Raw genomic sequence first — 24852 nt, forward strand, 5'->3', positions numbered from 1 at the left:
GTCCCGCGCCTGGCGCCGCCGCCGCCTGGCGCCGCGCGTTAGGCATCACGTCAATGTGACGACGTCGCGACGGGCGGTCAAGGGCGGACGGCGCCTGGCCGGGTTGGACAAACGGCTATGGCGCGTCGCACATGCGGCCATAGGTGAGGCCGAGGCTCTTGCCGATGGTCGAGGACAATTCTTCGATGCGCCGGTCATAGGCCTGCTCGAGGCAGGAGACGTCCGCTCCGCAGGCGTCGCGCGTCTTGGCCGCCCAGGTCGCCTGAAGATCGCGCTGGGCGTCGCGGAACTCGCGCCAGGCCATGCCGCTCCATGCGCTCGGCGCGCCCTGCAGCACCTGGTAGAGCGCGGCCATCTTCACGTCGCGCGCCCCGAGCGCGTCGACCTTGCAGACCGTCTTTTCGGCGTCGAGCTCGACCTTGGCGCAGTCGAAGCTCGCGAACTCGGCGCGCGCGGGCCCGCCCAGGGCGAGCGCGGCCGCGAGCGCGACGGCGGCGTCCAGCCAGGGACAAGGCCGGCTCGTTAAGAATTTTCCCAAGATTGTCGGGGGCATCGGGGGCTGCCTTGGCCTTTTTGATTGGAACGATCGTGGCGCTGGGCTGCATGCTCGGCGGCTTCGCCGCGATGGGCGGGCATCTCGCGGTGATCTTTCAGCCGTGGGAGTTCGTCATCATCCTCGGCGTCTCGCTCGGCACCTTCATCATCGCCAATTCGCTCGCCGTCATCAAGGACACGGGCGCGGCGATCCGCGACGCCGTGCTGAGCCGGGAGCCCGCGCAGCGCGACTATCTCGACGTGCTCGGCGTGCTCTACACGCTGATGCGCGAGATGCGCGGCAAGGCGCGCAGCGAGGTCGAGCAGCACATCGACACGCCCGCCGAATCGGCGATCTTCAAGAATTTTCCCAAGGTCCTCGCCGACGCCGAGCTCACCACCTTCATCTGCGACTACTGCCGCCTGATCATCATCGGCAACGCGCGCGCCCATGAGATCGAGGCGCTGATGGACGAGGAGCTCGAAACCGTCATGCACGACAAGCTGAAGCCCTATCATGCGCTGACCGCGGTCGCGGACGGGCTTCCGGCGATCGGCATCGTCGCCGCCGTGCTCGGCGTCGTGAAGGCGATGGGCGCGCTCGACCAGTCTCCGGAGATTCTCGGCGGGCTCATCGGCGCGGCGCTGATCGGCACCTTCGCCGGCATCTTCGTGTCCTACGGAATCGTCGCCCCGCTCGCCCACAAGGTCAAGGTGAACCGCGCGGTGCGCGGGCGCCTCTACGTCATCGTCAAGCAGACCCTGCTCGCCTTCATGAACGGCGCGATGCCGCAGATCGCGCTGGAGCACGGGCGAAAGACCATCGCCGCGCATGACCGGCCCTCGATCGACATGGTCGAAAACGAAACCGTGTCCGGCGGCTCGCGGGCCGCGCAGCGGGAGGCGGCCTGACCCATGACCACGCTGAAAGGCGCGCAGGGCGTCGTCAACGGCTCCGAGCGCCTGCTCGACGCGCCCGGCATCTCGATCGACCGCATGCCGATGCTGCATGTCGTGCTCGACCGCTTCGCCGCGCAATGTTCGGAGGCGCTGCGCCCGCTCTGCGCGCCGCCGGCCTATTTCTCGGTCGACTCCGTGCTCGCCCGCCGCGTCGGCGACGTGCTCGACGCGCACGAGAACAACGCCGCGATCGGCGTCTTTCACGCGCAGGCCTGGGACGCGCGCATCCTCATCGGCCTCGACCACGCTTTTCTCTTCACCCTGGCCGAAGCGCTGTTCGGCGGCGACGGCGGCGAGCCGCCCTACGCCGAGGCGCGCAAGCTCTCGAGCCTCGAGCTGCGCCTCGCGCAGAAAATTCTGGAGCTGTTCGGGCGGGGCCTGCAGTCGGCCTTCGCCGCCGTCAACGACGCCGCGCTCAAGCTCGAACGCGTCGAGACGCGGCTCGATTTCGCGGCGATCGCGCCGCGCAACGCCTTCGGCGTCGTCGCGCGGGTCAGGCTGCGCGTGCTCGGCCGGCATGGCGAGATGTTCGTGCTGATCCCGCAGGCCGCGCTGAACTCGGTGCGCCAGCAGCTCGGACGCAGCCTGTCCGAGGAGACGGCGGTGCGCGATCCGGCCTGGACGCGCCAGATCGAGGAGGAGATCGGCCGCGCCGAGGTCGAGGTGCGCGGCCTGATCGAGGAGCGCCACTTCACCCTCGCCGACATCGCCGAGCTGAAGGTCGGCGGCATCCTGCGCCTCAAGGCGACGGCGGGAACGCGCATCAGGCTCGAATGCAACTGCGAGCCGCTGTTCTGGTGCGATCTCGGCCAGGACGAGGGATTCTACACGCTGCGGGTCGACGAATCGGTGAGCCGCGAGCAGCAGCTCATCGACGAGGCGATCTCGCGCTGAGGCGGGCCGGCGATCGGGGAGGGGGCGTATGTCGGAGAGTGAAATTTCGGCCCATGAGGCGGATGGGGAACGTCCCGCGGCCGGGCGGACGGGGGGGCCCAATCTCGAGACGATCCTGCGCATTCCGGTGGTCGTGCAGGTGGTGCTCGGCTCCGCCTCGATGCCGGTCTCGCAACTTCTCAAGCTCGGGCGCGGCGCCGTCGTTCCGCTCGACCACAGGGTCGGCGAGCCGGTCGACGTCGTGGTCAACGGCAGGGTCATCGCGCGCGGCGAGATCGTCGTGGTCGAGGACGACAACTCGCGTTTCGGCGTCTCGCTGACGGAGATCGTCGGTCCCGCCGGGGCCGGCGACTGACATGGCCGCCGCGATCGCTCAGGGGCAGGGCCAGCGGCTGCTGCGCGGGCCGGAGAGGGTGGCGGCGCTTCTGCTCGCCATGGGCAAGCCGCTCGCCGGCCGCCTGCTGAAGCATTTCGACGTCGACGAGCTGAAGCAGATCACCCGCTCGGTCGCCGATCTCGGCGTCGTCCCCTCGCCGACGCTCGAGGCGCTGGTCGAGGCGTTCGCCGCGCAGTTCGCGCGCGGCGTCGACCTGCTCGGCTCGCCCGCCGAGGTCGAGCAGATGCTCGACGGCGTGCTGCCCCCCGAGCAGATCGCCGACGTCATGTCGGACGTCACCGGCGCCTCCAACGAGGCGGTGTGGGAGCGTCTGTCGAACGCGCCCGAATCGGTCCTTTCCGCCTATCTGGCGAAGGAGCATCCGCAGACCGCGGCGCTCGTCCTGTCGCGCGTGGCGCCGGCTTGCGCGGCCAAGGCGATGGGCCTGTTTCCGCGCGACCTGCGCAACGAGGTCGCCCGCCGCCTGCTCGGCGTCTCGCCGGTCTCGGAGGGGGCCCTGCGGCTCGTGCAGGCGCAGCTGCAGGAGGATCTGCTCTCCAACGTGTCGCGCCAGAGCGGGAGCGAGCACAACGTCAGGGTCGCCAACATCATCAACAAGATGGAGCGCGACCAGATGGAGGACGTCATGCAGGCCCTCGCGACGGCGCGGCCCAAGGCGGCCGAGACGCTGCGCGGCCTGATGTTCACCTTCGACGACATCGTGAAGCTGCAGCCCAAGGCGCGCAGCGTGCTGTTCGACAAGATTCCGACCGAGCTCGTGGTGCTGGCGCTCAAGGGCACCGACGCAGGGTTCCGCGACGCCATCCTCTCGAGCCTTGCGACGCGCGCGCGGCGCATCGTCGACAGCGAGCTCGCGAGCGGCGGCCCGGCCTTGCAGCGCGACGTGCTGAAGGCGCGGCGCATGATCGCCGACACCGCCCTCGAGCTCTCCAATTCCGGCGAGATCGAGCTCGCCTCGGCGGAGGACGAGGACGAGCTTTACGAGTGAGGGCGTTGAGGGCGCATGTCAGACGATTCGCGCGAGAGCCGCACGGAGGAGCCGACCGAGAAGAAGATCAACGACGCGCTGGAGCGCGGCGAGACGCCCCTCTCGCGCGAGGCGGCGCTGTTCTCCTGCGCGGCGGCGGCGCTGCTCGTCTGCGTCTTTCTGGGCAGGAGCATGATCGCCTCCGCCGACCTGCTGCTGCGCCGCCTGCTCGACGGGGCCGGCGGCTTCGCGCTGCGCGGCGGCGCGGACGCCGCGACGCTGCTCGCCCTCGTCTCCTGGGAGACGTTCAAGATTCTTATTCCGCCGCTCGCCGTCTTCGCCGCGGCGGGGATTCTCGCCGGCGCGCTGCAGAATTCGCCGCGCGTCGTGTTCGCTCGAATTGAACCGAAGTTCAGCCGCGTTTCCTTAAAGGAAGGCTGGCAACGTCTCGTCAGCGCGCGCAGCCTCGCGGAGTTTCTGAAGGGCGTATTCAAATTGGGTTCGATCGGCGCCATCGCGGCATCCGTCCTGAACTGGGGCAGGAACAAGATCGTCGACGCCATGGGCGTTTCGCAGGAGGCCCTGCCCGAGCTCATCCTCTCCGTCGCGACGAAGCTCCTGTCCGTCGTCTGCGCGGCGAGCGTCGTCCTTCTCGTCGCCGATCTCGTCTGGACGCGCGTGCAATGGCGGCGCGGCATGCGGATGACCAAGCAGGAGATCAAGGACGAGTTCAAGGAGGCCGAAGGCGATCCAATCCGCAAGGCCAAGCTGCGCTCGCTCGCCCAGGACCGCCTGCGCAAGAGCATGATCGCCGCCGTGCCGAAGGCGACGCTGGTGATCGCCAATCCGACCCATTACGCCATCGCCCTGCGCTATGTGAAGGAGGAGGGCGGCGCGCCATTGGTCCTCTCCAAGGGCCAGGACCTCATCGCGCTGAAGATCCGCGAGACGGCGGAGCGCCATTCGATTCCGGTCGTCGAGGACAAGGCGCTGGCGCGCTCCATGTATGACGCGGTCGAGGTCGACCAGCCGATCCCGCCGCAGTTCTACAAGGCCGTGGCGGAGCTGATCCATTATCTCTATGCGAGGAGCGCCGCGCGGACGGCGGCGAGATGAGAGGCGAGGCGATGGCGGGCGGGAGCTCTGGGGCGGCGAGGCAGGCGGAGCAGATATTGGCCGAGGCGCTCGAACCGCTCGCCGCCGAGCTGCGTCTCGTCGATCCCGCCGATTATGTCGCCTTCATCCGGCTTGAGCGCTTCGCCAATCTGCGCGACGTCGTCGAATCCTCGATCGAGCCGTTTTTCACGCCGGGCGCCATGGCCTACGCCTTCGACGCCGGCTACAGCCTCGACTGGGGCGCGCCGCCCACGGTTTCGCTCGACCTGAAATTCGAGTTCGACGGCTTGCGCGCCGCCTTCACGCTTCGCCTCGACGGCGCCGGCCATCGCGTCGCCCTGCGCCGCCTCGAGCCGCAGGGCGAGGACGCCGACTGCGCCGCGCTTCTTCGCGCCGCGCTGAACAAGGCGCGCGTCGGCTGAGCCAGCCCGGAGCAAGGCGGGGCGCGTAAACCTGAGCCGTCAGACCTACTGGGGCTCCGGCGATGGAACCGATCCACCTGTTCGAACTCTCCTCGCAGCAGGCGCGCTGGCTCGTCGCGCGCCAGTCGACGCTCGCCGCCAACGTCGCCAACGCCAACACGCCCGGCTACAGGGCGGCCGACGTGACGCCCTTCGAGGACGTGTTCAACGACGCCTCGATCCATATGGCGGCGACCGATCCGGGGCACATAGGCCTCGATCCGCTCGCGCTCGACCAGATCGCCGTCAAGGACGAGTCCCCTTGGGAGATCGCGCATTCGGGCAACAGCGTGAGCCTCGAGCGGGAGATGATGAAGGCCGGCGAGGTCAACCGCGCCTATTCGCTCAACGCCGGCGTCGCCAGGGCCTTCCACCAGATGCTGATGAGCAGCGTGAAGGGTTGAGCATGATCGATCCACTGGAGGCCTCCCTGAGAATCGCGGGCTCGGGGCTCGCGGCGCAGTCGGCGCGGCTTCGCGTCGTTTCCGAGAACCTCGCCAACGCGCAGTCGACGGGCTCGACGCCGGGCGCCGACCCTTACGCCCGCAAGACGATCACCTTCGCGAGCGAGCTCGACCGCGCCTCGGGAGTCGACCTCGTGAAGGTGCAGGGGATCGACGTCGATTCCTCGCCGTTCCGCGTCGAGCAGGATCCGGGCAATCCGGCGGCCGACGAAAAGGGCTTCGTCAAGCTTCCCAACGTCAACATGATCATGGAGATGGCCGACCTGCGCGAGGCCAACCGATCCTATGAGGCTGATCTGCAGATCGTCCGCCAGACGCGCGATCTCGCCTCGATGACCATCGACCTTCTGAGGAGTTCGTCATGATTGAGGCCCTGTCCCTCGCCGGCGCGCTGCTGGCGCCCGTCTCGCGTCCGGCGCCCGCCGCGCCTTCTTCCGCCCTCTCCGGCGCAAGCTTCTCCGACGCGCTCGCCGGCGTCGCGAATTCGGCCGCCGACGGCCTCAGGACGGCGGAGGCGACCTCGATCCTCGGCCTGCAGGGCAAGGCCTCGGTCCAGGAGGTCGTCGAATCGGTGATGAACGCGCAGCAGTCGCTGCAGACGGCGATCGCCATCCGCGACAAGGCGGTCGCCGCCTACCAGTCCCTGACCCAGATGGCCATCTGACGCCGCGCGAGGAGACGACATGAAGGCCCTTTCCATCGCCGCGACCGGCATGGCCGCGCAAGACCTCAACGTGTCGGTGATCGCCAACAACATCGCCAACATCAACACCACCGGCTTCAAGCGCGCGCGCGCCGAATTCACCGACCTGCTCTATCAGACCGAACGGCTGAAGGGCGTGTCGAGCCGCGGCGCCAGCAACACGATCCCCGAGGGCGCCCAGCTCGGCCTTGGCGTGCGCACCGCCTCCATCCGCAACCTGCATATCCAGGGCTCGCTCGCCAACACCGGCAACAAGCTCGACTGGGCGCTGAACGGGCGAGGCTGGTTCCAGGTGACCGACGCCAACGGCGAGACGGTCTATACGCGCGCCGGCGCCTTCAACACCAACGCGACGGGCCAGATCGTCACGTCCGACGGCTATGTGGTCAGCCCGACGATGATCGTCCCGACCAACGCCCTCGACGTGACGGTGAGCCAGTCCGGCCTCGTCTCGGCGACGATCGCCGGCCAGACCGCCCCGCAGCAGCTCGGCCAGATCAGCCTCGCCAATTTCGCCAATGAGGCGGGCCTCAATCCGGTCGGCAATAATCTCTACCGCCAGACCGAGGCGTCGGGCGCGCCCGTCGTCGGCGTGCCGGGCGATCCGGGCTTCGCGACGATCAGCCAGTACTATCTCGAAAGCTCGAACGTCGATCCGGTGAAGGAGATCACCGACCTCATCTCCGCCCAGCGCGCCTATGAGATGAACTCGAAGGTCATTCAGGCGGCTTCCGAGATGGAGGCGACCGTCTCCAAGAACATGGGGTAGAACCATGGCCAGCGACAAGGTTTCCGCGCTGTTCGCCGCCGTCTTCGCGGCAGCGGGTCCGGCGGTCGCCGAGCCCTATCTTTTGCCGACGCCGAACGTCACCGTCTATCCGGGCGAGGTCGTGAAGGACGAGATGCTCGGCGAGCGCGACTTCGGCTCTCCGGCGCTGGTCAGGATCAAGCCGGCGACGAGCAGGGCGGCGCTCGTCGGCAAGGTCGCGCGGCGCACCCTGCTTCCGGGCGCGGCGATCCCCGCGAACGCCGTCGCCGAGCCGAAGGTCGTCGCCAACGGCGCGAAGGTCCGCGTCGTCTACGAGCAGGGCGGGCTTTCGATCGCGGCCTATGCGCTCGCGCTGCAGGACGGCGGCGTCGGCGACGTCGTGTCGCTGCGCAATATCGAGACCGGCCTCGTCATCTCGGGCGCGGCGCAGGCCGACGGCTCCGTCCGGATCGGCGGCGAATGACGCCGCGCGCCCTTCTCGTTCTCCTCGCCGCGCTCGTCCTCGCCTGCGGCGCGCCGCCCTGTCCGCGCGCCCTCGCCGGGGTGCGCATCAAGGACGTCTCGAATCTTCAGGACGTGCGCGAGAACCAGCTCGTCGGCTACGGCCTCGTCGTCGGGCTGCAGGGCTCCGGCGACACGTTGCGCAATTCCGTGTTCACCGAACAGGCGCTGCAGTCGATGCTCGACCGCCTCGGCGTCAACGTGCGCCAGATCGCGCTGCGCACGCGCAACGTCGCCGCGGTGCTGGTGACCGCCGAGCTGCCGGCCTTCGCGCAGCCCGGGGCGCGTCTCGACGTGGCCGTCTCCTCGCTCGGCGACGCGACGTCCCTTTACGGCGGAACGCTGGTGCTCACCGCGCTGAACGGGATCGACGGGCAGACCTACGCCATGGCGCAGGGACAGGTGTCCGTGGCCGGCTTCGCGGTGCAGGGCCAGGCGGAGACGATCACCCAGAACGTCGCCACCGCGGGCCATATTCCGAACGGCGCCCTCCTCGAGCGCGAGGCGCCGATAAAGCTGCGCGACATCGGGGAGCTGACCCTCGTCCTGAAGAACCCCGACTTCAACACCGCGGCGCGGATGGCCGACGTCATCAACCGGTTCGCCATGCGCCGCTACGGGCGGCGCGCGGCGCAGGAGAAAGACCAGACGGCGGTCACGCTGTTGAAGCCGCCGGGCCTCGGAACGACGCGCTTCATGGCCGAAATCGGCGATCTCGCCGTCGAGCCGGACGCGCCCGCCCGCGTCGTCGTCGATTCGCGCAGCGGCACGATCGTCATCGGGCAGGACGTGCGGATCTCGACCGTCGCGGTGACGCACGGAAACCTCAACGTCCGCGTCGCCGAGACGCCGCAGGTGTCGCAGCCCGCGCCCTTCTCGAACGGGCGCACCGTCGTCGTCCCGCGCACCGACATCGACACCTTCCAGCAGGGCGGGCACATCGGCGTCGTGAACGGCGCGAGCCTGCGCGAGCTGATCGGCGGGCTGAACCGCATCGGCCTCAAGCCGATGGGCGTCATCGCCATCCTGCAGGCGATCAAGGCGGCGGGCGCGCTGCAAGCCGAGCTCGTCGTCCAGTAGCGTCGGCCAGCCCCGGGCAAGCGCGAGCGGCCAAGCTCGGCCATTGAGGCATCAGGCGGGACGTCTTCCGCAAACGCAGGTGACAGCATGGGCCGAACAGGCGCCGTCGGACATTCGAAGCGCGAGGGCGCGCCCGCGCCTTCTCTCGGGCGAGGCGTCGTCGTCCTCGGCGCTCTCCTCGCCTTCGCGCCGGCCGCCGCGGAGCCGAAGAAGCCGGAGCCCGCGCGCGCCGAGCAGCCAGGCGTGGGAGCCGACATCCAGCAGTTCTGCGGGGCGAACGCCGCGGCGCTCGGCGACGCGCGCGTCGCCTGGCAGACGCGCCGCCTCGCCGAGCTCGAGGAGCGGATCCGCCGCCGCATCGCCGAGCTCGACGCCAAAAAGGCGGAGTATGAAGCCTGGCTGCGCAAGCGCGACGACATGCTGAAGCAGGCGGCCGACGGCGTGGTGACGATCTACGCCAAGATGCGCCCGGAGGCCGCCGCCGCGCAGCTCGCGGCGATGGACGAGCCGGCCGCCGCGGCGATCCTCGCGCGGCTCGCGCCGCGCGCCTCGGGGGCGATCCTCAACGAGATGGAGGCCGGCCGCGCCGCCCGCCTCGTCCGCTCGCTGTCCGGGCCGGAGGCGATGGATGAGAAGAAATCCTGACATGCGCCGCGTCTTCGCGATCTTCGCTCCGCTCTGCCTTGGCGCCTGCGCCGGCGACATCCGCGAGATCGGCCGCGAACCGCTGATGAGCCCTGTCGGAACCGGCCTCATGACCGAGGTGCAGCCGACCGCGAGCGCCCTGTTCCTGCCCTCGCCGAAACTGCCGACGGGCTCGATCTGGAGCGGCGCGCGCGCCGACATCTTCAGCGATCCGCGCGCCGCCAAGATCGGCGACGTGCTGACCGTCAACATCCAGATCAACGACCGCGCCACCTTCGGCGCCGCCACGGACCGTTCGCTGGACGCCGCGGTCAAGGGCGACGTCGACTGGAAGTTCAACGTCAACAGCCACAGCTGGGAGTGGAAGCCCGAATATGAGGCGAACTCCTCCACCTCGGCCGCGGGCAAGGGCGGCACAGACCGTTCCGAGAAGATCAACCTGTCCGTCGCCGCGGTGGTCACCGACGTGCTGCCGAACGGCAACCTGATCATCAGCGGCTCGCAGGAGGTGCGGGTAAATTTTGAGCTGCGCCTGCTCAACGTCGCCGGCATCGTGCGCCCGCGCGACATCTCGAAGGAGAACGCCATCTCCTACGACAGGATCGCGGAGGCGCGCATCTCCTACGGCGGCCGCGGCCGGATCATGGAAGTGCAGCAGCCGGCCTGGGGCCAGCAGCTGTTCGACCGCTTCAAGCCGCTCTAGAGCCTCCGGCCCGACGGGCCGCGCGGCCAGCGCAACATCCGGAGAGCGTCATGGGCGCGGATCTCGAGCGGATCGAATCGCAGTCCCCGCCGCGGCGGGAGCCGTCGCTCGCCGTCTTCGCCGCCGCGCTCGCCGGGCTGACGCTCGCCGCGGCGGCGGGCGGCGGCGCCCTCGGCGGATGGCTGCGCGCTCGGGAGGCGACGCGCGCGCAGGCGGCGGGCGAAAGCGCCGCGAAGCCCGCGCCGGCGCCGACCGCCGCGCTCTACGACCTGCCGCCGATCATCGCCAATCTCGCCGATCCGCCGACCGCGTGGGCGCGCATCCAGGCGTCGATCGTGATCGACGGCCCCGGCGAGGCGAGGCCCGACGTCCTCGCGGCGCAGATCGCCGAAGACGTCCTCGGCTTCGTGCGCACGCTTTCGCTCGCGGAGCTCGCAGGCGCGGACGGTCTGCGGCATCTGCGCGAGGACCTCAACGAGCGGGCCGCGGTGCGCTCGAACGGGCGCGTGCGCGAGCTCGTCCTTCAGACTCTGGTGGTGCAGTGAAGATGCGGCTTGCTTTCATCATCCTGCTTGCGGCCGTCGCGGCGGCGGCGCCCGAGGCGGCCCGCGCGCAGGCGGTCGACCTCAACGCCCTCCTGCCGGCCGGCGGCCAGGCGGCGAGCGGGCGCGTCATCCAGCTCGTCGGCCTCCTGACGGTGCTGTCCGTCGCGCCGGGGCTGCTCATCATGACGACGAGCTTCACGCGCTTCGTCGTCGCGCTGTCGTTCCTGCGTTCGGGCGTCGGCTTGCAGAGCACGCCGGCCAATCTGATCCTCGTCAGCCTGTCCCTGTTCATGACCTTCTACGTCATGGCGCCGACCTTCGAGCGGTCGTGGGAGGACGGGCTGCGGCCGTTGATGGAGAACAGGATCTCCGAGCAGGAGGCGGTCGGCAAGATCGTCGAGCCGTTCCGCGAGTTCATGCTGACGCATGTGCGCGAGAAGGATCTGAAGCTGTTCGAGGATCTCGCCGGCGGCGCGTCGAAGAGCCCGCCGGCCGCTCCCGGCGAGCTGCGCAGCCTCGTTCCCGCCTTCATGATCTCCGAGCTGCGGCGCGGCTTCGAGATCGGCTTCCTGATCGCGCTGCCGTTCCTCGTCATCGACATGATCGTCTCCACCCTTACGATGTCGATGGGCATGATGATGCTGCCGCCGTCGGTGATCGCGCTGCCGGTCAAGGTCCTTTTCTTCATTCTGGTCGACGGCTGGAACCTTCTGATCGGCAGCCTCGTCAGATCCTACGTCTGAAGCGCGTCGCGCGGCTTTTTAGCCGATTGGCTTAAGCCTTGCGCAAGCTTGCGGCGCTACAAGAGACGTCACGACAGGTTGGATCTTTCACAGACATCTAAAGGCATCAGGCCGCCCTGTCGTACCGGCGCAAATCCGGTATGTCCCCCCGATGACGCAAACTCCAAGGGACATCCCATGTCGAGCCTTCTGACCAACACCTCCGCGATGACGGCGCTCGCCTCCCTGACGCAGACGCAGGAATCCCTCTCCAAGACGGAGAACCAGATCTCCACCGGCCTGCGCATCAGCACCGCCGCCGACAACGCCGCCTATTGGTCGATCGCGACCAAGATGAAGTCGAACGTCGGCGCGCTCGGCGCGGTGTCCGACGCGCTGTCCGAGAGCTCCTCGCTCGTGTCGACCATGACGAGCGCCATCAACAGCGCGATCACGGTGGTTCAGAACATCAAGAACAATCTCGTCTCCGCCTCTTCCGCGGACGCGGATCTCGCCAAGATCCAGACGGCCATCGCCTCCCAGCAGGCCTCGCTCATCAGCATCGGCGGCTCGTCGACGTTCAACGGCGTCAACTTCCTCGAGACGACCGGCGGAACGGTCAATCTCGTGGCGTCCTACGACACGACGAACGGCGTGAGCTTCCTCAGCGTCGACACGACCAAGACGGCGCTCTTCGACGCCACGACCGGCGCGACCTCGGGCATCCTCGGCGCCAACGGAACGAATTACGCGACGGCCTCGATCCTCACCCTCGACGTGAGCACGGCGACGGCCGGCGACATCGCCAACATGCTGAAGGACGTCGAAGCGGCGATCAGCGCGATGACCACCGCGGCGAGCGAACTCGGCGCGACGACCACCAACCTGTCGACCCAGCAGACCTACATCTCGAATCTCAGCGACTCGCTGACGACCGGCGTCGGCTCGCTCGTCGACGCCAACATGAACGAGGCCGCGACCAAGCTCGCCGCCCTGCAGGTGCAGCAGCAGCTCGGCATCCAGGCTCTCAGCATCTCGAACTCGAACTCGCAGCTGATCCTGAAGCTCTTCCAGTAAGGGGATCCGCTTCGTCCGGCGAGGGGCCGCGTCCGTGAGGGCGCGGCCTTTCCATTTGCAACGCTGAAGCAAGCTCGGACGGCTAGGCTCCTCCGAAGGATAGCGTTTGGGGCGCCGCATGATCGGACAGAAGAACGTCGAACAGATCTGGGCGAACCTGCTCAAGCTCGGCTCGCGGCGGCTCGCGGCCCTCGCGATGATCGGCGTCACGATCTTCGCCATGACCGGCCTCGCCGGCTATTTCCTCAGCCGGCCGGCGCTCGAGACGCTCTACACCGGCCTCGACCGCCAGGACGTCGGCCGCATAGCGGCGGCGCTGCGCGAGGCGGACATGCCGTTCGACGTCAACGCCGAGGGCGACGCCGTCCTCGTGCGCTACGGCGAGACGGCGCGCGCCCGCATGCTGCTCGCCGAGAAGGGTCTGCCCAACGGCTCGAACGCCGGCAACGAGCTTTACGACAAGCTCGGCTCGCTCGGCCTCACCACCTTCATGCAGGAGGTGACGCGGGTGCGGGCGCTCGAAGGCGAGCTCGCCCGCACGATCCAGCTGATGCGCGGGGTCAAGGCCGCGCGCGTGCATGTGGTGATGCCGGACGAGGGCTCGTTCCGGCGCACGCGCGAGCCGCCCTCCGCCTCGGTGGTGATCCGCGCGGAGTCCGCCGACGACGTCGGCGCGGCCAGGGCGATTCGCCATCTCGTCGCCTCGGCCGTGCCCGGAATGCCGATGGAGCAGGTGACGGTCCTCAACACGGAAGGCGTGCTGCTGGCCTCGGGCGCCGACCTCGCCGAATCCGGGCCGAGCGGCATGCTGACGCTCGAGCGCACCGTGTCGCAGGAGATCGTCGGCAACATTCGCAAGACGCTGACGCCCTATCTCGGCCTGCGCAATTTCCAGGTCAGCGTCGCCGCCCGCCTCAACACGGACAAGAAGCAGACCAACGAGACGATCTACAACCCGGACCAGCGCGTCGAGCGCTCGGTGAAGGTCACGAAGCAGAACCAGTCCTCGCAGAACAGCGTCAACCAGTCGCCGGCGACGGTCGAGCGCAACCTGCCGCAGGAGAACGTCAAGGCCGACGACGGCAAGCAGTCGAGCGAGGAGTCGAAGAAGAGCGAGGAGCTGACGAATTACGAGGTCTCCTCCAAGACGATCAACACCGTCAGCGGCGGCTACGCGCTCGAGAACATCTCCGTCGCCGTGCTGGTCAACCGGGCGAGCCTCGCGCCGCCGGCGGGCGGGGCTCCCGCGCCGGAGGCGCTCGAACGGCAGATCGAGGAGCTGCGCCAGCTCGTCGCCTCCGCCGCCGGGGCCAATCTCGCGCGCGGCGACGCGATCAAGATCTCCGCCGTCGACTTCATCGACGCCGGCCGCGACCTCGAACCGCAGCCGCCGCCGGCGCTTTCCGAGATGCTGCTAAGGCAGTCGGGCAACGTGCTCAACGCCGGCGCCATTCTGGTCGTCGCGCTGCTGCTCATCTGGTTCGGGCTTCGTCCCGCCGCGCGGGCGATCATGGCGAGCCCCGCCCCCGCCGAAACCTCGGAGCTCGCGGCGCTTGAAAGCTTCTCCGTTCCCGAGCCCGCAGCGGCGCCGGCCGATCCGCAGCTTCCCGGCTGGAGCGGGCAGCCTGAGGTCAATCTGATCGAGGATCTGACCAGCGCGCCGCGCCGTTCGCCGCAACGACGGCTCGAGCAGATCGTCGAATTCGACGAAGAGCAGGCCGCCGCCATTCTCAAGCAGTGGATGCATCAGGGAGATTTCGTGTGAGGCCGCGCCCCGTCTCCCATTATCTCGCGCGCTTCGGCGCGCCGCTTCGCAGCGCGCCGGCCGAGGCCGCGGCGCCGGCGGAACTTCCCGAGGAGGCGGTTGAGGAGAAAGACGTCGCCGCCGACCTCGACGAGGCGCGCGAAGCCGGGCGCGCGGCGGGGCGCGAGGAAGCCGCGCGCGAGCATGAGGCGGCCCTGCTCGCGCGCGAGCAGGCGTTCGAGCGCCGGCTCGCCGAGGCGCGCGCGACATGGGTCCTTGAGCAGGGGGAGCGGCTCGCCGCGCGGCTCGAGGCGGCGCTGGCGCGAATCGAGGATGATTTGCGCGAAAGCGTCGCTGCGTCGCTGCGTCCGGCGCTCGACGCCGCGATCGCCGCGCGCGTGGCGGACGAGCTCTCCGGCGCCGCGCGCGCCGCCTTGCGTCGGGGAAGCCCGCTCATTACGGCGTCCGGGCCGGCCGATCTTCTCGAGGCGCTGCGGGTTGCGCTCGGCGAGGACGCCGCCGGCCTGGATTTCGTTCCTGACGCGACGGCCGAGGCACGCGTCGTCTGCGGCCGAACGCTGATTGAATCGCGGTTTGAGGCGTTTCGGCGCAGCCTGGCGCAGGCGACGGAGTGAGGCGTGGCCGAAAACGAGCGCTCCGAGATCATCGTCGTCAAGCGCCGCGCCGCGCATGAGGACGCCCATCATGGCGGCGCCTGGAAGATCGCCTTCGCGGATTTCATGACGGCGATGATGGCGCTGTTTCTGGTGCTATGGCTCATCAGCTCGACGAGCGACAAGACGAAGCACGCGGTCGCGCAATATTTCAATCCGGTCAAACTCGTCGACGTGACGACCCTGAAAAGGGGATTGCGCGATCCGAAGAAGACGGAGACGCCTTCGGCGTCGAAGAAAGCCGAGGCGAAGGAGGACGCGCAGGCGGGCCACGACGCCGCCGAGGCGCCGCAGGCGCAGGAGCGGCCCGCCGTCGCGGCGCGCGGGGTGAGCGACGCGACGCTGTTCCGCGACCCTTACGCCGCGCTCGAGGAAATCGCCGCGAGCGCGCCCGGGCCCGCGCCGCGGCCGGCCGCCGCGGAGCGCGCGCCGGACGGCGCGTCCGCGACCGAAGACTCCGAAGCCTTTCTCGATCCCTTCACGACCGCGCCGCGGCTCGTCCGGGCGAGCGGACAGGCGCCGGATAAGCCGCCGGCTGAAGCCGACCGCAAGGCGGCGGAGCCGGCGCCTGCGGAAGCCGGACCCCTTGAGGCGAGGCGCGCCGGCGCCGAGGCGAAGCCGCGCGAAGACCATGCGGGCGCCCTCAAGGCGGAGATCGCCGGAAAGCTCGCCGCGCTGGGCGCGCAGGCGCCGCGCGTCGACGTCGAGGCGACAGGCGAGGGCCTGCTCGTCAGCCTGACGGACGACCGTAATTTCGCGATGTTCAAGGTCGGTTCGGCCGTTCCGGAGCCGCAGACGATCAAGGCGATGGGCGTGGTCGGCGCGCTCCTCAAGGAGCGTCCCGGCGCGCTCGTCCTGCGCGGCCACACCGACGCGCGCCCCTACAAGAGCGGCGACTACGACAACTGGCGGCTCTCCGCCGCGCGCGCCCATATGGCGCATTACATGCTCGTGCGCGGCGGGCTCGACGACAAGCGCGTCGAGCGGATCGAGGGCTACGCCGACCGGCGCCTGAAGGTTCCCGCCGATCCGCTCGCGCCCACGAACCGCCGCATCGAAATTCTCGTGCGAAAGGAGAAGCCGTGAAAAGGCGCAGAAATGCGATCGTCCTGCTCGCGCTGTCGTGCCTCGCCGCGGCTCCGGGCCGATGCCAGACGACGGACGCGCCGGCGTCCGTCCGCGCGGGAAGGCCGAGCGATCTGATCCGCGCGCTCGGCGAGACGCAGGACCGGCTCGCGATGGGCGACGCGGGCGCGAAGGCGCGGCTGCCCGCGCTGATCGCCCGGCTCGCGGACGAGTTCCGCGCCTTCGATCCGCAACTCTACGCGCAGCCGCGCAACCTTCAGGCCGCGGTCGCCTATACGCTCGGCGGCGGCCAGCCGCGGGTGATGCGCCGCATCCTGCAGTCGGGCGTCGCGCCTCAGGATCAGACCGATCTCGCCGTCGGCGCGCTCGCCTACGCCGAGGGGCGCGAAGACGAGGCGCGCGACCTGCTCGGCAAGGTCGACCCCCTCGCGGCGCCGCCGTCGGTCGCGGGCCTTCTGGCCCTGGCCAAGGCGGCGCTGACCGCGAAGACCGATCCCGCGGGCGCCGCGCGCCTTCTCGACCAGGCGCGCGTTCTCGCCCCCGGCGGGCTCGTCGAGGAGACCGCGTTGCGGCGCTCGGTGGTGCTCGCCTACGCCGCTTCGGACTTCAGCCGCTTCGTCTCCGCCTCGAGTCAGTATTTCCGCCGCTACGCCAGATCGCTTTACGCGGAGGACTTCCGCCGCAGCTTCGCGGCGGCGGTCGCGCGCTTCGGCCTCGCCGACGAGCCGGAGCGGCGCAGCCGCCTCGCCGAACTGCTCGGAGAGATGGACGAGTCCTATCGCGTCGATCTCTATCTCAACATGGCCCGCGTCGGCCTCCTGATGGGACGGGCCGCCTCGGCGCGAGCCGCCGCCGAAAAGGCGCTGGACGTCGCCAGGGACGGCGCGGCCGGGGCGCGCGCGCGCCTCTACGCGGGGGCGGCGAAAATCGTCGGCGGCGACTTCGAGGAAGGCGCGGCCGATCTCGCCGCGGCCGACGACGCGAAGCTCGGCCGCGACGACCGCGCCCTGCGCGCCTTCGTCATCCGCCTCGCCAGCCAGATGAGTTCGCAACCGCGAGCGTCGGAGCGCGACGAGGCGCAAGGCGCCGCGTCGGACGACTCGCCGGCCTCGAAGCTGATCGGCGCCGCGGAGCTCTCCCTGTCGCAGACGGCGGGGCTACTGAAGGGAGCACGGCCATGACGACGGTCGCAGCGTCCGCGGCCAGCTCCAGCCTGCGCGGGGTGGACGGCGCGGCGGCGCGGACGACGAAGGACGAATCGGCGGCGGACCGGCGCGGCGCGGCGCCGTTCGACGCCTTGATCGCCGAGCTCGGCGACCGGGCGGCGCGGAACGCCGAGGCCTATGACGGCGCAGGGACGGCCGAGCGGACGGTCCGCGTCGCCGGCCTCGCCGATCTGCAGGCGGCGCTCGGACGGGTGAGCGGCGAGGCCGCGCAAGGGGAGGGCGCGCAAGCCGGGGATGCGCCTCTCGCGGCGCATGGGCGCGGCGCGGTGGTCGCGCGGACCGCTGTGCGCGAGCCCGCGTCCGGCGATGCGGCGCAGGCGTCTGGCGGAGGACCGCCCGTCCCTGCGCGCTCGACCGGGCAGGCGGAGAAAGTCGGGCTTCTTCACGGGCGGACGCGGCCCGCGGAGGCGGAGCGTGCGCGTCTTTCCGGCGCGCCGCGCCAAGCCTTGGATGAAGACGAAACGCGGCGCGCCGCCGACGATCCCGGGATGGCGCATCGCGAAATGGCTGCGCGAACCGTCGCGGAGCTCTCAGCTCTCGGCGCCTCTCCCGTGTCCGCAGCCGCCGCGGCGATTCCCCTCGCGAATCCGGCGCAGCCGGCGCAAGGGAGCGCTCCTGCGCCGCCGGGGGCGGCGCCAGCCGGCGTCGGAGCGTTGCGCCAGCCGCCCGGCGAGAGCTCTGCGTCGTCGCCCGCCGCAGTCGGCAAGGCCGCCAGGGCGCCGGAGCAAAGGCGCGCGCCTTCCATCGAGGTCAAGGCTGTCGTGCTCGACAGGCGCACGCATCTTCCTCCGGCCGGCGCGACGCTCAAGGACGCGCTCTCGATCGGCGAGGCGATCGCCGCGGAAGCTTCGACGATGACGGGCGGCCCGTCCGTCCCGGCCCCGGCGCCCGCGGCGGCCGAAGAGGCTGCGTCGGCGTCGCCGGCGCAGCCGCGACCGGGCGCCTATGGGGTGGCGCGAAGCCTCGACCTGCAGCTCGAGCCCGAGGCGCTCGGCAGGATCACGATCAGGCTGCGCCTCTCCGCGGGCCGGCTCGACGTCGAGATCGAGGCCGCGCAGGCGGACGCCGCCAAGCTCATCCATGGCGACGCGGCGCAACTCGCGCGCAAGCTGCGCGGCTCAGGATATGTCGTAGATCATCTCGTCGTCAAAACGCTGGAGGGCGCCGCGCCGGCGCTCCAGGCCGGGACCGCTTCGACGCATGCTCAGGACTCTCGACACGCCGATTTCGCGCAGACTGGGGGCGAGGCGCCGGGCGGCGACGCGGGCGCAGGAGAGCGGCGCCGCCGGCCCTCCGGCGAGGAACAAACGGGCGCGGCGCAGCGGCGCGGCGGCGACGGCGCTGCTGGCGGCGATCTGTATCTTTGACGCCGCGAGGGCCGCCGCCGCGTCCGCTCTCGGCGCGTGCGAGCGGGAGATGGCGCAGGCCTCGCGTAAATATGACGTGCCGCTCAGCGTACTCTACGCAGTGGCGATGACGGAGTCGGGCGATGGCGGCGCGCTCCATCCGTTCGCGCTCAACATCGAGGGCCGGCCCTATCTGGCGCCGACCTTCGAGGACGCCCTTCGCCGATTCGCGGCGGCGAAAAGCGAGGGCGCGCGGCTGATCGACGTCGGCTGCATGCAGATCAACCATCATTTTCATGGCGCGCAGTTCGCCTCGATCGGCGAGATGTTCGGGGCGCATGAGAACGTCGACTACGGCGCCCGCTTCCTCAAGCGGCTTCACGAGCAGGAGGGAAGCTGGACGCTGGCGGCGGCGCGCTACCACGCCGGTCCCGGCAATGTTCCGGCGCAGAAACGTTACGTCTGCCAGGTCGCGGCGAACATGGTGCGTTCGGGATTCGGCGCCTGGACCGAGGGCGCGAAGGCGTTTTGCCGCTGAAGGGGCGAAGTCCGCCGGGTCCGAAAATCGCTCTATACAACCAATGGTTGTAAAATTGCATTTTATTGCGAAATTTGCGCGCGACACGCGCGAATTTGATTGACGAATAACGAACTTTCATTAACACTCAGTTAATATACAGAGTTATTTGAGGGGGCTCAAGTGCTTGTCATCGTTGATGAACGTGAGATTGTCACTTCAGGTTACGCCAGCCGTTTCGTCAGCGAGGGCGTCGCGTCGGCGTCCTTCCGGCCCGACGACTTTCGCGATTGGGTTGCAACGGTCGGCGACAACGACATCGACGCCGTCGAGGCGTTTCTTCTCGGCGACTGTCATGAGCGGTCGCATTATCCGCGCATGATCCGGGAGAGGTCCCGCGCTCCGCTCATCGCGATGAACGACGCGCCATGCCTTGAGCAGACGCTCGACCTCTTCGCCGCCGGCGTCGACGACGTGGTGCGCAAGCCGATCCACGTGCGCGAGATTCTGGCGCGCGTCGGAGCGATCCGGCGCCGGCGGGAGAAGGACGCCGATTACGTGTCGATCGGCGATCTGCGCGTGTTCGCCGACGGGCGCGATCCGGAGCTTCACGGCCGCACGCTCGCCCTGCCGCGGAGGGAGCGGCGCATCCTCGAATATCTCGTCGAAAATCGCGGCCGGCGCGTGACCAAGTCGCAGATCTTCAATTCGATCTACGGCATCTACGACGAAAACGTCGAGGAGAACGTGGTCGAAAGCCACATCAGCAAGCTGCGCAAGAAGCTGCGGCGCCAGCTCGGCTACGATCCGATCGATTCGGTGCGCTACCTCGGCTATCGGCTCGAAGGCGCGGTCTGACCGCCGCGTTCTCCGCCGGGGCGCCGCCTCCTCCGTCAGGCGCCTGGCCTTGCGTCTTCAAGTCGAGGCGGATCATCCCAACGACTGGCGGGCAGGCTTCGCGCGGGCGCGCGCGCCGTCCGCTCGCAGGCTGAAACGTGGCCGGCGCCGCGCCCGGTCGGCGGCGGAAAATCGCGGACAGCCACGCGCAAGGATGGCGCTCCTAGGATCGCGCAACGTCGATGGAGCATTCCCCATGAGTCTTCTGACCGCCCTGAACGCCAGCGTGTCCGGCATGAACGCGCAATCCGTGAAGCTCGCGACCGTGTCCGACAACATCGCCAACGCCGACACGACGGGCTACAAGCAGGCCGAGACGGAATTCATGAGCCTGCTCAACCAGCGCGGCCGCTGGAGCTACGAGGCTTCGGGCGTCACGACGCGCGTGCGCTACGACATCTCGGAGCAGGGCGCGCTGCAATCCGCGTCGTCGACGACCGATCTCGCCGTGCAGGGCTCCGGCTACTTTCTGGTCAGCGACTCGAGCGGGGCGATCTTCCTGACGCGCGCCGGCGATTTCCAGCCCGACGCGAAAGGCAATCTCGTCAATTCCGCCGGCTTCACGCTGATGGGCTACAGCGCGGCGTCCGGCGCGACGGGCGACTCGGGGCTCGCCGCGCTTGAGCCGGTCAATGTGGCGGGGGAGGGGCTCAAGGCGGTTCCCTCGACGACGGGAACGCTCAAGGTCAACCTCAACGCGAGCGCGACCGCCATCTCCGGCTCGCCGCCGAGCGCGAACGTCGCCGGCTCCGTCTACACGTCCAAGACGTCCATGGTGACCTACGACAATCTCGGCGCCGCGAAGACGCTCGACGTCTACTACGCGAAGACCGGCGCGAACACCTGGGAGATGAGCGTCTACGACGCGTCGGCCGCGAGCTCGGGCGGCGGCTTTCCCTATTCGTCCGCGGCTCTGTCGACACAGACTCTCACCTTCAGCGCGGCCGACGGCTCTCTGACGACGACGCCGGCTACGACCATCCTGACCGTGCCGGGCGGCCAGAGCCTGACGCTCGACCTTTCGGGATCGACCCAGCTCGCCACGGACTTCTCGGCGAAGCCGTCGACCAACGGCGGCGCCCCAAGCGCCATCCAGAGCGTCGCGATCGGAACGAACGGCGCGCTGTCCTACGTCTACGCCAACGGCGCGCAGAAAGTCGCCTACACCATTCCGCTCGGCACGGTGACGAGCCCGGACAATCTCACGCCCCTCACCGGCGACGTGTTCGCGCAGAACCAGTACTCCGGCGAGATCGCCGTCGGCGAGGCGGGCTCGAACGGCTTCGGGTCGATCCAGTCGCAGCAGCTCGAGGCTTCGACGGTGGATCTCGCCACGCAGCTGACCGACATGATCGTGGCGCAGCGCGCCTATGAATCGAACTCGAAGGTGTTCCAGACCGGCTCCGAGCTTCTTCAGCAGCTCAACAACATGTTGAAGTGACCCGCGCACGTCCGGAGCCGCCGCGATGAGCCTCTCGACCGCCGCTTCCGCCACGCAGTCCGGCCTCGCCGCCGTGACGACCGGGATCGCGACCCTGTCGCGCAATATCTCGGGCGCGTCGGACACATCCTATTTCTCGCGCAAGACCGCCAATGTCGTCTCGACGGGCTACGGGTCGCAGGTGACTTCGATCACCCGCGCCTCCGCGCAGGCGGTGTTCGAGAAGCTGTTGTCGTCGACGGCGGCGAGCGCGGGGCAGGACGCGCTGACCGCCGGCCTCAAGCGGTTGTCGCAGACGCTCGGCGACGTGTCGAGCGACTCCGATTCGGCGAATTCGCCCTCCGCCCTGATCAGCGCCCTCTCGACCGCGCTGCAGACCTACGAGGGTTCGCCGAGCGACGCCAGCGCGGCGGCGGGGGTCGTCTCGGCGGCGGTCACGCTGGCGCAAGGCCTCAATCAGGCCGCGGCCGAAACGCAGCAGGTCCGCCAGGACGCCGACGACCAGATCGCCGCCGACGTCGCGTCGGTCAACAATCTGCTCGGCAAGCTCGAGCCGCTGAACGCGCGGATCATGTCGGGCCTCGCCGCCTCGCGCGACGTCACCGATCTCGAGGACCAGCGCGACGAGATCGTCAAGCAGCTCTCCGCCAAGATCGGCGTGACGACGAGCGTCGCGGGCGACGGCGACATGTCGGTCTACACGGACAGCGGCGTCGTCCTTTTTCAAGGCGGGCGCGCGAGGACGGTCGCCTTCGAGGCGACGCAATCCTACACGGCCTCGACAGTCGGCAAGGCGGTCTATGTCGACGGCGTCGCCGTCACCGGCGCCTCTTCGCCGATGCCTCTCGCGACGGGGGAGATCGCCGGGCTCGCGAGCCTGCGCGACCTGGAGGCGCCGACCTATCAGGCGCAGCTCGACGGCATGGCGCTGGCGCTCGTCCAGACGTTCAAGGAAAGCGCGCAATCGGGCGCCGGCCCCGATCTGCCGGGGCTTTTCACGACCTCCGGCGCGAACGCCATGCCGACGAGCGCGAGCGGCCTCGCCGCGCAGATCGTCGTCAATCCCGCCGTCGATCCGAGCCAGGGCGGGAACGCCTTCCTGTTGCGCGACGGCGGGATCGCCGACGGCGGCGCGGGCGCCTACGACTACAACACGACGGGCGCGGCGAGCTTCGCGGCGCGCCTTGTCGAGCTTCGGGGCAAGCTCGCCGGCGTGCAGAGCTTCTCCTCCGCCGGCGGCCTGTCGACCTCGGCGACGCTCGGCGCCTACGCCTCGGCCTCGGCGAGCTGGATCGAGTCGAAATATGCGTCTGCGACCGACGCCTCGAGCTATCAGGACGCCGTGGCGAGCGCGGCCTCGACGGCGCTGTCCAACGACATGGGCGTCAACATCAACGACGAAATGTCGAAGATGCTCGACCTCGAGCAATCCTTCTCCGCCTCCGCCAAGATGCTCTCCGCCATTAACGACATGTTCAACGCGCTGTTGAACGGCATATAGGCCGCCCGTCATGAGCTCCTACATCTCGACGCAATCCATCTCGGCCTCGCTGCGGCGGACGGTCCTGACGCAGCAGGCCGAACTCGCCTCCGCCCAGATCGAAGTGACGGGCAAGCGCGCCGACATGGGCCTTCACCTCGCCGGCGAGACGGGCCGAAGCCTCTCGCTGCAGGCGCAGACGTCGCAGCTTGCGGCGTACTCGGACGCGAATGCGGCGGCGCTCTCGCGGATGAGCCTCGCCCAGACGCAGCTCGACGCGATCAGCTCGTCGGCGCAGTCCATGCTCGACCAGCTGTTGTCGACGAACAATTCGACGACCAACGCGGAGACGATCAAGGATTCCGCCGTCGACAAGCTCAAGGGCCTGATCAGCGCGCTCAACTCGACGATGAACGGCGACGCGCTGTTTGGCGGAATCAACACCGCGCAGGCGCCGGTCGCGGATTACTATGCGTCCGGCGCGACGAACAAGGCCGCTGTGGACGGGGCGTTCTCCATGGCGTTCGGCATGAGCCAGACCGACGCCTCCGTCTCGACGATCGGCGCGAGCGACATGGCCGCCTTTCTCGACGGTCCGTTCGCGAGCCTCTTTCAGGGCGCCTCATGGAGCGCCGATTGGTCGTCGGCCTCGAACGAGGAGATCACGAGCGCGATCTCGCCCGGCCGCACGGTCTCGACCTCGGCGACGGCCAACGAAACCGCTTTCAGGAATCTGGCGCAGGCCTACACGATGCTCGCCGACCTCGGCGCGCAGAACATGGGCGCGGACGCCTACAATGTCGTGGTCGCGAAGGCCCGCACGTTGATCGCCGCCGGCATGTCGGCGTTGACGGACGTTCAGGCGAGGCTCGGCGTCGCGCAGGCGACGACGACGTCAGCCAACTCGCTGCTGAGCAGCCAGAAGGACATATTGACGAGTCAGATCGGCGATCTCGAGAACGTCGACGTCTATGCGGCGCAGACGCGGGTCAGCGAGCTGCAGACCGGAATCGAAACCGCCTACGCCCTGACCTCGCAGCTGCAGGATCTGAGCCTCGTCAAATATCTGTAGCGCGCGCGACGTCGCGCGCCATCCGGCGCGGGACGGCGCGGCCTCAACATGCGGACGGTCATGTATCAGGCAAGCTATGCGGAAACCCTCGAGACCGCGCCCGGCGAATGCCGCGAGCGGGAGCGCCTCGCCTTCGGCCGCGCGATCGAGCTGATGAGGCTCGCCGAGGCGGCCGGGCCAGGCTCGCCGGAGTCGGCGCGGGCGATCGATTTCCTGTGTAGATTGTGGAGGGTTCTGCTCGACGACCTGACGAGCCCCGACAATGATCTGCCCGAAACGCTGCGCGGCGACCTCGTGTCGATCGGCATCTGGGTGCTGCGCCAGGCGGACGACCTCCGGGCCGGCCGATCGTCGAGCTTTGGCGGCCTCGTCGAGGTTTGCGCCATGATCCGCGACGGGTTGAAATAGGGATCGGCCATGCATGTCTCCCTGAGGGCCGGAGAGAAGATCTACGTCAACGGCGCCGTCCTGCGCGTCGACCGCAAGGTGTCGCTGGAGCTCATGAACGACGTGACCTTCCTTCTCGAAGCGCATGTCATGAAGGTCGAGGACGCGACGACGCCGCTGCGTCAGCTCTATTTCATCGTCCAGATCATGCTGATGAACCCGACCGGCGGCGAAGCCGCCCGCGACATGTTCGACCAGTCCATGCGCAGCCTGCTGTCGATCTCGAAAGACGCGCCGCTCGCCGCGGGGCTGCGCGCCGTCGAGGGCCTCGTCGACGCCGACCGCGCGTTCGAGGCGCTGAAGGCGATCCGCGCCCTGTTCAGCCTCGAGGACGAAATTCTTCGCGGCGTCCTGCCCGCCAAGCCGACGCAGGCCGCCTGAACC

Annotated in this window: 30 protein-coding genes; 29 read left to right on the plus strand and 1 reads right to left on the minus strand. The window is 69.2% G+C overall.

From position 1 onward, the window contains the following. Window positions 1-115: 115 nt before the first annotated feature. A complete protein-coding gene (locus ACE3OG_RS14020) occupies window positions 116-553 on the minus strand; it encodes a lysozyme inhibitor LprI family protein (RefSeq protein WP_374309696.1) in 438 nt (145 codons plus the stop codon). A gap of 11 nt (window positions 554-564) precedes the next feature. Between ACE3OG_RS14020 and motA the strand changes: the two genes are divergently transcribed. The 29 genes from motA to flbT all read left to right on the plus strand — a co-directional run bounded on the left by motA (window position 565) and on the right by flbT (window position 24849). Beyond that, entirely contained in the window at window positions 565-1446 is an 882-nt protein-coding gene (gene motA, locus ACE3OG_RS14025) for a flagellar motor stator protein MotA (protein ID WP_374309697.1), read from the plus strand. A 3-nt stretch (window positions 1447-1449) separates the two neighbouring features. Then, on the plus strand, window positions 1450-2388 hold the full coding sequence (locus ACE3OG_RS14030) for a flagellar motor switch protein FliM (protein WP_374309699.1): 939 nt from the start codon (window positions 1450-1452) through the stop codon (window positions 2386-2388). 28 nt (window positions 2389-2416) lie between these two features. Continuing rightward, entirely contained in the window at window positions 2417-2743 is a 327-nt protein-coding gene (fliN, locus tag ACE3OG_RS14035) for a flagellar motor switch protein FliN (RefSeq protein ID WP_374309701.1), read from the plus strand. Window position 2744: 1 nt separating this feature from the next. Continuing rightward, a complete protein-coding gene (locus ACE3OG_RS14040) occupies window positions 2745-3773 on the plus strand; it encodes a flagellar motor switch protein FliG (protein WP_374309703.1) in 1029 nt (342 codons plus the stop codon). 15 nt (window positions 3774-3788) lie between these two features. After that, window positions 3789-4868, plus strand: a complete 1080-nt coding sequence (locus ACE3OG_RS14045) for an EscU/YscU/HrcU family type III secretion system export apparatus switch protein (RefSeq protein WP_374309705.1) — start codon at window positions 3789-3791, stop codon at window positions 4866-4868. A gap of 56 nt (window positions 4869-4924) precedes the next feature. Continuing rightward, window positions 4925-5290, plus strand: coding sequence for a hypothetical protein (locus ACE3OG_RS14050; protein ID WP_374309707.1), 366 nt, complete (start codon window positions 4925-4927; stop codon window positions 5288-5290). A gap of 62 nt (window positions 5291-5352) precedes the next feature. Beyond that, entirely contained in the window at window positions 5353-5733 is a 381-nt protein-coding gene (flgB, locus tag ACE3OG_RS14055; protein WP_374309709.1) for a flagellar basal body rod protein FlgB, read from the plus strand. Window positions 5734-5735: 2 nt separating this feature from the next. After that, a complete protein-coding gene (gene flgC / locus ACE3OG_RS14060) occupies window positions 5736-6158 on the plus strand; it encodes a flagellar basal body rod protein FlgC (protein ID WP_374309711.1) in 423 nt (140 codons plus the stop codon). After that, window positions 6155-6457 (plus strand): flagellar hook-basal body complex protein FliE, encoded by a 303-nt coding sequence (locus tag ACE3OG_RS14065; RefSeq protein ID WP_374309713.1) that lies wholly within the window; start codon window positions 6155-6157, stop codon window positions 6455-6457. The genes flgC and ACE3OG_RS14065 overlap by 4 nt, the downstream gene beginning before the upstream one ends. 19 nt (window positions 6458-6476) lie before the next feature. Beyond that, window positions 6477-7265 (plus strand): flagellar basal-body rod protein FlgG, encoded by a 789-nt coding sequence (gene flgG, locus ACE3OG_RS14070; RefSeq protein ID WP_374309715.1) that lies wholly within the window; start codon window positions 6477-6479, stop codon window positions 7263-7265. A 4-nt stretch (window positions 7266-7269) separates the two neighbouring features. Then, window positions 7270-7728: a flagellar basal body P-ring formation chaperone FlgA gene (gene flgA / locus ACE3OG_RS14075; RefSeq protein WP_374309717.1), complete on the plus strand. Its 459-nt coding sequence runs from the start codon at window positions 7270-7272 to the stop codon at window positions 7726-7728. Next, window positions 7725-8846, plus strand: coding sequence for a flagellar basal body P-ring protein FlgI (flgI, locus tag ACE3OG_RS14080; protein WP_374309719.1), 1122 nt, complete (start codon window positions 7725-7727; stop codon window positions 8844-8846). Before flgA ends, flgI begins: the two co-directional genes overlap by 4 nt. 87 nt (window positions 8847-8933) lie before the next feature. Next, a complete protein-coding gene (locus tag ACE3OG_RS14085; RefSeq protein ID WP_374309721.1) occupies window positions 8934-9491 on the plus strand; it encodes a MotE family protein in 558 nt (185 codons plus the stop codon). Next, the gene (gene flgH, locus ACE3OG_RS14090) at window positions 9475-10194 is read left to right on the plus strand and encodes a flagellar basal body L-ring protein FlgH (RefSeq protein ID WP_374309723.1); all 720 of its coding nucleotides are present in this window, start codon (window positions 9475-9477) and stop codon (window positions 10192-10194) included. The genes ACE3OG_RS14085 and flgH overlap by 17 nt, the downstream gene beginning before the upstream one ends. A gap of 50 nt (window positions 10195-10244) precedes the next feature. After that, the gene (locus ACE3OG_RS14095; RefSeq protein WP_374309725.1) at window positions 10245-10739 is read left to right on the plus strand and encodes a flagellar basal body-associated FliL family protein; all 495 of its coding nucleotides are present in this window, start codon (window positions 10245-10247) and stop codon (window positions 10737-10739) included. A gap of 2 nt (window positions 10740-10741) precedes the next feature. Next, on the plus strand, window positions 10742-11482 hold the full coding sequence (gene fliP, locus ACE3OG_RS14100) for a flagellar type III secretion system pore protein FliP (RefSeq protein ID WP_374309727.1): 741 nt from the start codon (window positions 10742-10744) through the stop codon (window positions 11480-11482). 177 nt (window positions 11483-11659) lie between these two features. Beyond that, the gene (locus tag ACE3OG_RS14105) at window positions 11660-12538 is read left to right on the plus strand and encodes a flagellin (protein WP_374309729.1); all 879 of its coding nucleotides are present in this window, start codon (window positions 11660-11662) and stop codon (window positions 12536-12538) included. A 118-nt stretch (window positions 12539-12656) separates the two neighbouring features. Then, a complete protein-coding gene (fliF, locus tag ACE3OG_RS14110; protein ID WP_374309731.1) occupies window positions 12657-14303 on the plus strand; it encodes a flagellar basal-body MS-ring/collar protein FliF in 1647 nt (548 codons plus the stop codon). Next, a complete protein-coding gene (locus tag ACE3OG_RS14115) occupies window positions 14300-14917 on the plus strand; it encodes a hypothetical protein (RefSeq protein ID WP_374309733.1) in 618 nt (205 codons plus the stop codon). The genes fliF and ACE3OG_RS14115 overlap by 4 nt, the downstream gene beginning before the upstream one ends. Window positions 14918-14920: 3 nt before the next feature. Continuing rightward, complete coding sequence (locus ACE3OG_RS14120) at window positions 14921-16042, plus strand: flagellar motor protein MotB (protein ID WP_374309735.1); 1122 nt, start codon at window positions 14921-14923, stop codon at window positions 16040-16042. Then, on the plus strand, window positions 16039-17223 hold the full coding sequence (locus ACE3OG_RS14125; protein WP_374309737.1) for a chemotaxis protein MotC: 1185 nt from the start codon (window positions 16039-16041) through the stop codon (window positions 17221-17223). The genes ACE3OG_RS14120 and ACE3OG_RS14125 overlap by 4 nt, the downstream gene beginning before the upstream one ends. Beyond that, window positions 17220-18635 carry a flagellar hook-length control protein FliK gene (locus tag ACE3OG_RS14130; RefSeq protein ID WP_374309739.1) on the plus strand — a complete coding sequence of 472 codons (1416 nt, stop codon included), beginning with the start codon at window positions 17220-17222 and terminating at the stop codon, window positions 18633-18635. The genes ACE3OG_RS14125 and ACE3OG_RS14130 overlap by 4 nt, the downstream gene beginning before the upstream one ends. Before the next feature lie 49 nt (window positions 18636-18684). Further along, window positions 18685-19152: a transglycosylase SLT domain-containing protein gene (locus ACE3OG_RS14135; protein ID WP_374309741.1), complete on the plus strand. Its 468-nt coding sequence runs from the start codon at window positions 18685-18687 to the stop codon at window positions 19150-19152. Between the two features lie 162 nt (window positions 19153-19314). Continuing rightward, window positions 19315-19989 carry a response regulator transcription factor gene (locus tag ACE3OG_RS14140; protein ID WP_374309743.1) on the plus strand — a complete coding sequence of 225 codons (675 nt, stop codon included), beginning with the start codon at window positions 19315-19317 and terminating at the stop codon, window positions 19987-19989. Between the two features lie 235 nt (window positions 19990-20224). Continuing rightward, on the plus strand, window positions 20225-21469 hold the full coding sequence (locus ACE3OG_RS14145; RefSeq protein WP_374309745.1) for a flagellar hook protein FlgE: 1245 nt from the start codon (window positions 20225-20227) through the stop codon (window positions 21467-21469). A 25-nt stretch (window positions 21470-21494) separates the two neighbouring features. Continuing rightward, window positions 21495-22970, plus strand: coding sequence for a flagellar hook-associated protein FlgK (flgK, locus tag ACE3OG_RS14150; RefSeq protein WP_374309747.1), 1476 nt, complete (start codon window positions 21495-21497; stop codon window positions 22968-22970). A gap of 10 nt (window positions 22971-22980) precedes the next feature. Beyond that, window positions 22981-24021 (plus strand): flagellar hook-associated family protein, encoded by a 1041-nt coding sequence (locus ACE3OG_RS14155; protein ID WP_374309749.1) that lies wholly within the window; start codon window positions 22981-22983, stop codon window positions 24019-24021. Between the two features lie 60 nt (window positions 24022-24081). After that, on the plus strand, window positions 24082-24429 hold the full coding sequence (gene flaF, locus ACE3OG_RS14160) for a flagellar biosynthesis regulator FlaF (RefSeq protein ID WP_374309751.1): 348 nt from the start codon (window positions 24082-24084) through the stop codon (window positions 24427-24429). Window positions 24430-24438: 9 nt separating this feature from the next. Next, complete coding sequence (gene flbT, locus ACE3OG_RS14165; protein ID WP_374309753.1) at window positions 24439-24849, plus strand: flagellar biosynthesis repressor FlbT; 411 nt, start codon at window positions 24439-24441, stop codon at window positions 24847-24849. Window positions 24850-24852 lie beyond the last annotated feature (3 nt).

The organism is Methylocella sp. (assembly GCF_041905455.1).
In the GTDB taxonomy this organism is placed as follows: domain Bacteria; phylum Pseudomonadota; class Alphaproteobacteria; order Rhizobiales; family Beijerinckiaceae; genus Methylocapsa.

Bases quoted from the DNA above. Each gene is read 5' to 3' on its own strand.
- ACE3OG_RS14020 (WP_374309696.1), bottom strand. From the start codon at position 553: ATGCCCCCGACAATCTTGGGAAAATTCTTAACGAGCCGGCCTTGTCCC.
- ACE3OG_RS14030 (WP_374309699.1), top strand. From the start codon at position 1,450: ATGACCACGCTGAAAGGCGCGCAGGGCGTCGTCAACGGCTCCGAGCGC.
- fliN (WP_374309701.1), top strand. From the start codon at position 2,417: ATGTCGGAGAGTGAAATTTCGGCCCATGAGGCGGATGGGGAACGTCCC.
- ACE3OG_RS14040 (WP_374309703.1), top strand. From the start codon at position 2,745: ATGGCCGCCGCGATCGCTCAGGGGCAGGGCCAGCGGCTGCTGCGCGGG.
- ACE3OG_RS14045 (WP_374309705.1), top strand. From the start codon at position 3,789: ATGTCAGACGATTCGCGCGAGAGCCGCACGGAGGAGCCGACCGAGAAG.
- flgB (WP_374309709.1), top strand. From the start codon at position 5,353: ATGGAACCGATCCACCTGTTCGAACTCTCCTCGCAGCAGGCGCGCTGG.
- flgC (WP_374309711.1), top strand. From the start codon at position 5,736: ATGATCGATCCACTGGAGGCCTCCCTGAGAATCGCGGGCTCGGGGCTC.
- ACE3OG_RS14065 (WP_374309713.1), top strand. From the start codon at position 6,155: ATGATTGAGGCCCTGTCCCTCGCCGGCGCGCTGCTGGCGCCCGTCTCG.
- flgG (WP_374309715.1), top strand. From the start codon at position 6,477: ATGAAGGCCCTTTCCATCGCCGCGACCGGCATGGCCGCGCAAGACCTC.
- flgA (WP_374309717.1), top strand. From the start codon at position 7,270: ATGGCCAGCGACAAGGTTTCCGCGCTGTTCGCCGCCGTCTTCGCGGCA.
- flgI (WP_374309719.1), top strand. From the start codon at position 7,725: ATGACGCCGCGCGCCCTTCTCGTTCTCCTCGCCGCGCTCGTCCTCGCC.
- ACE3OG_RS14085 (WP_374309721.1), top strand. From the start codon at position 8,934: ATGGGCCGAACAGGCGCCGTCGGACATTCGAAGCGCGAGGGCGCGCCC.
- flgH (WP_374309723.1), top strand. From the start codon at position 9,475: ATGAGAAGAAATCCTGACATGCGCCGCGTCTTCGCGATCTTCGCTCCG.
- ACE3OG_RS14095 (WP_374309725.1), top strand. From the start codon at position 10,245: ATGGGCGCGGATCTCGAGCGGATCGAATCGCAGTCCCCGCCGCGGCGG.
- fliP (WP_374309727.1), top strand. From the start codon at position 10,742: ATGCGGCTTGCTTTCATCATCCTGCTTGCGGCCGTCGCGGCGGCGGCG.
- ACE3OG_RS14105 (WP_374309729.1), top strand. From the start codon at position 11,660: ATGTCGAGCCTTCTGACCAACACCTCCGCGATGACGGCGCTCGCCTCC.
- fliF (WP_374309731.1), top strand. From the start codon at position 12,657: ATGATCGGACAGAAGAACGTCGAACAGATCTGGGCGAACCTGCTCAAG.
- ACE3OG_RS14130 (WP_374309739.1), top strand. From the start codon at position 17,220: ATGACGACGGTCGCAGCGTCCGCGGCCAGCTCCAGCCTGCGCGGGGTG.
- ACE3OG_RS14135 (WP_374309741.1), top strand. From the start codon at position 18,685: ATGGCGCAGGCCTCGCGTAAATATGACGTGCCGCTCAGCGTACTCTAC.
- ACE3OG_RS14145 (WP_374309745.1), top strand. From the start codon at position 20,225: ATGAGTCTTCTGACCGCCCTGAACGCCAGCGTGTCCGGCATGAACGCG.
- flgK (WP_374309747.1), top strand. From the start codon at position 21,495: ATGAGCCTCTCGACCGCCGCTTCCGCCACGCAGTCCGGCCTCGCCGCC.
- ACE3OG_RS14155 (WP_374309749.1), top strand. From the start codon at position 22,981: ATGAGCTCCTACATCTCGACGCAATCCATCTCGGCCTCGCTGCGGCGG.
- flaF (WP_374309751.1), top strand. From the start codon at position 24,082: ATGTATCAGGCAAGCTATGCGGAAACCCTCGAGACCGCGCCCGGCGAA.
- flbT (WP_374309753.1), top strand. From the start codon at position 24,439: ATGCATGTCTCCCTGAGGGCCGGAGAGAAGATCTACGTCAACGGCGCC.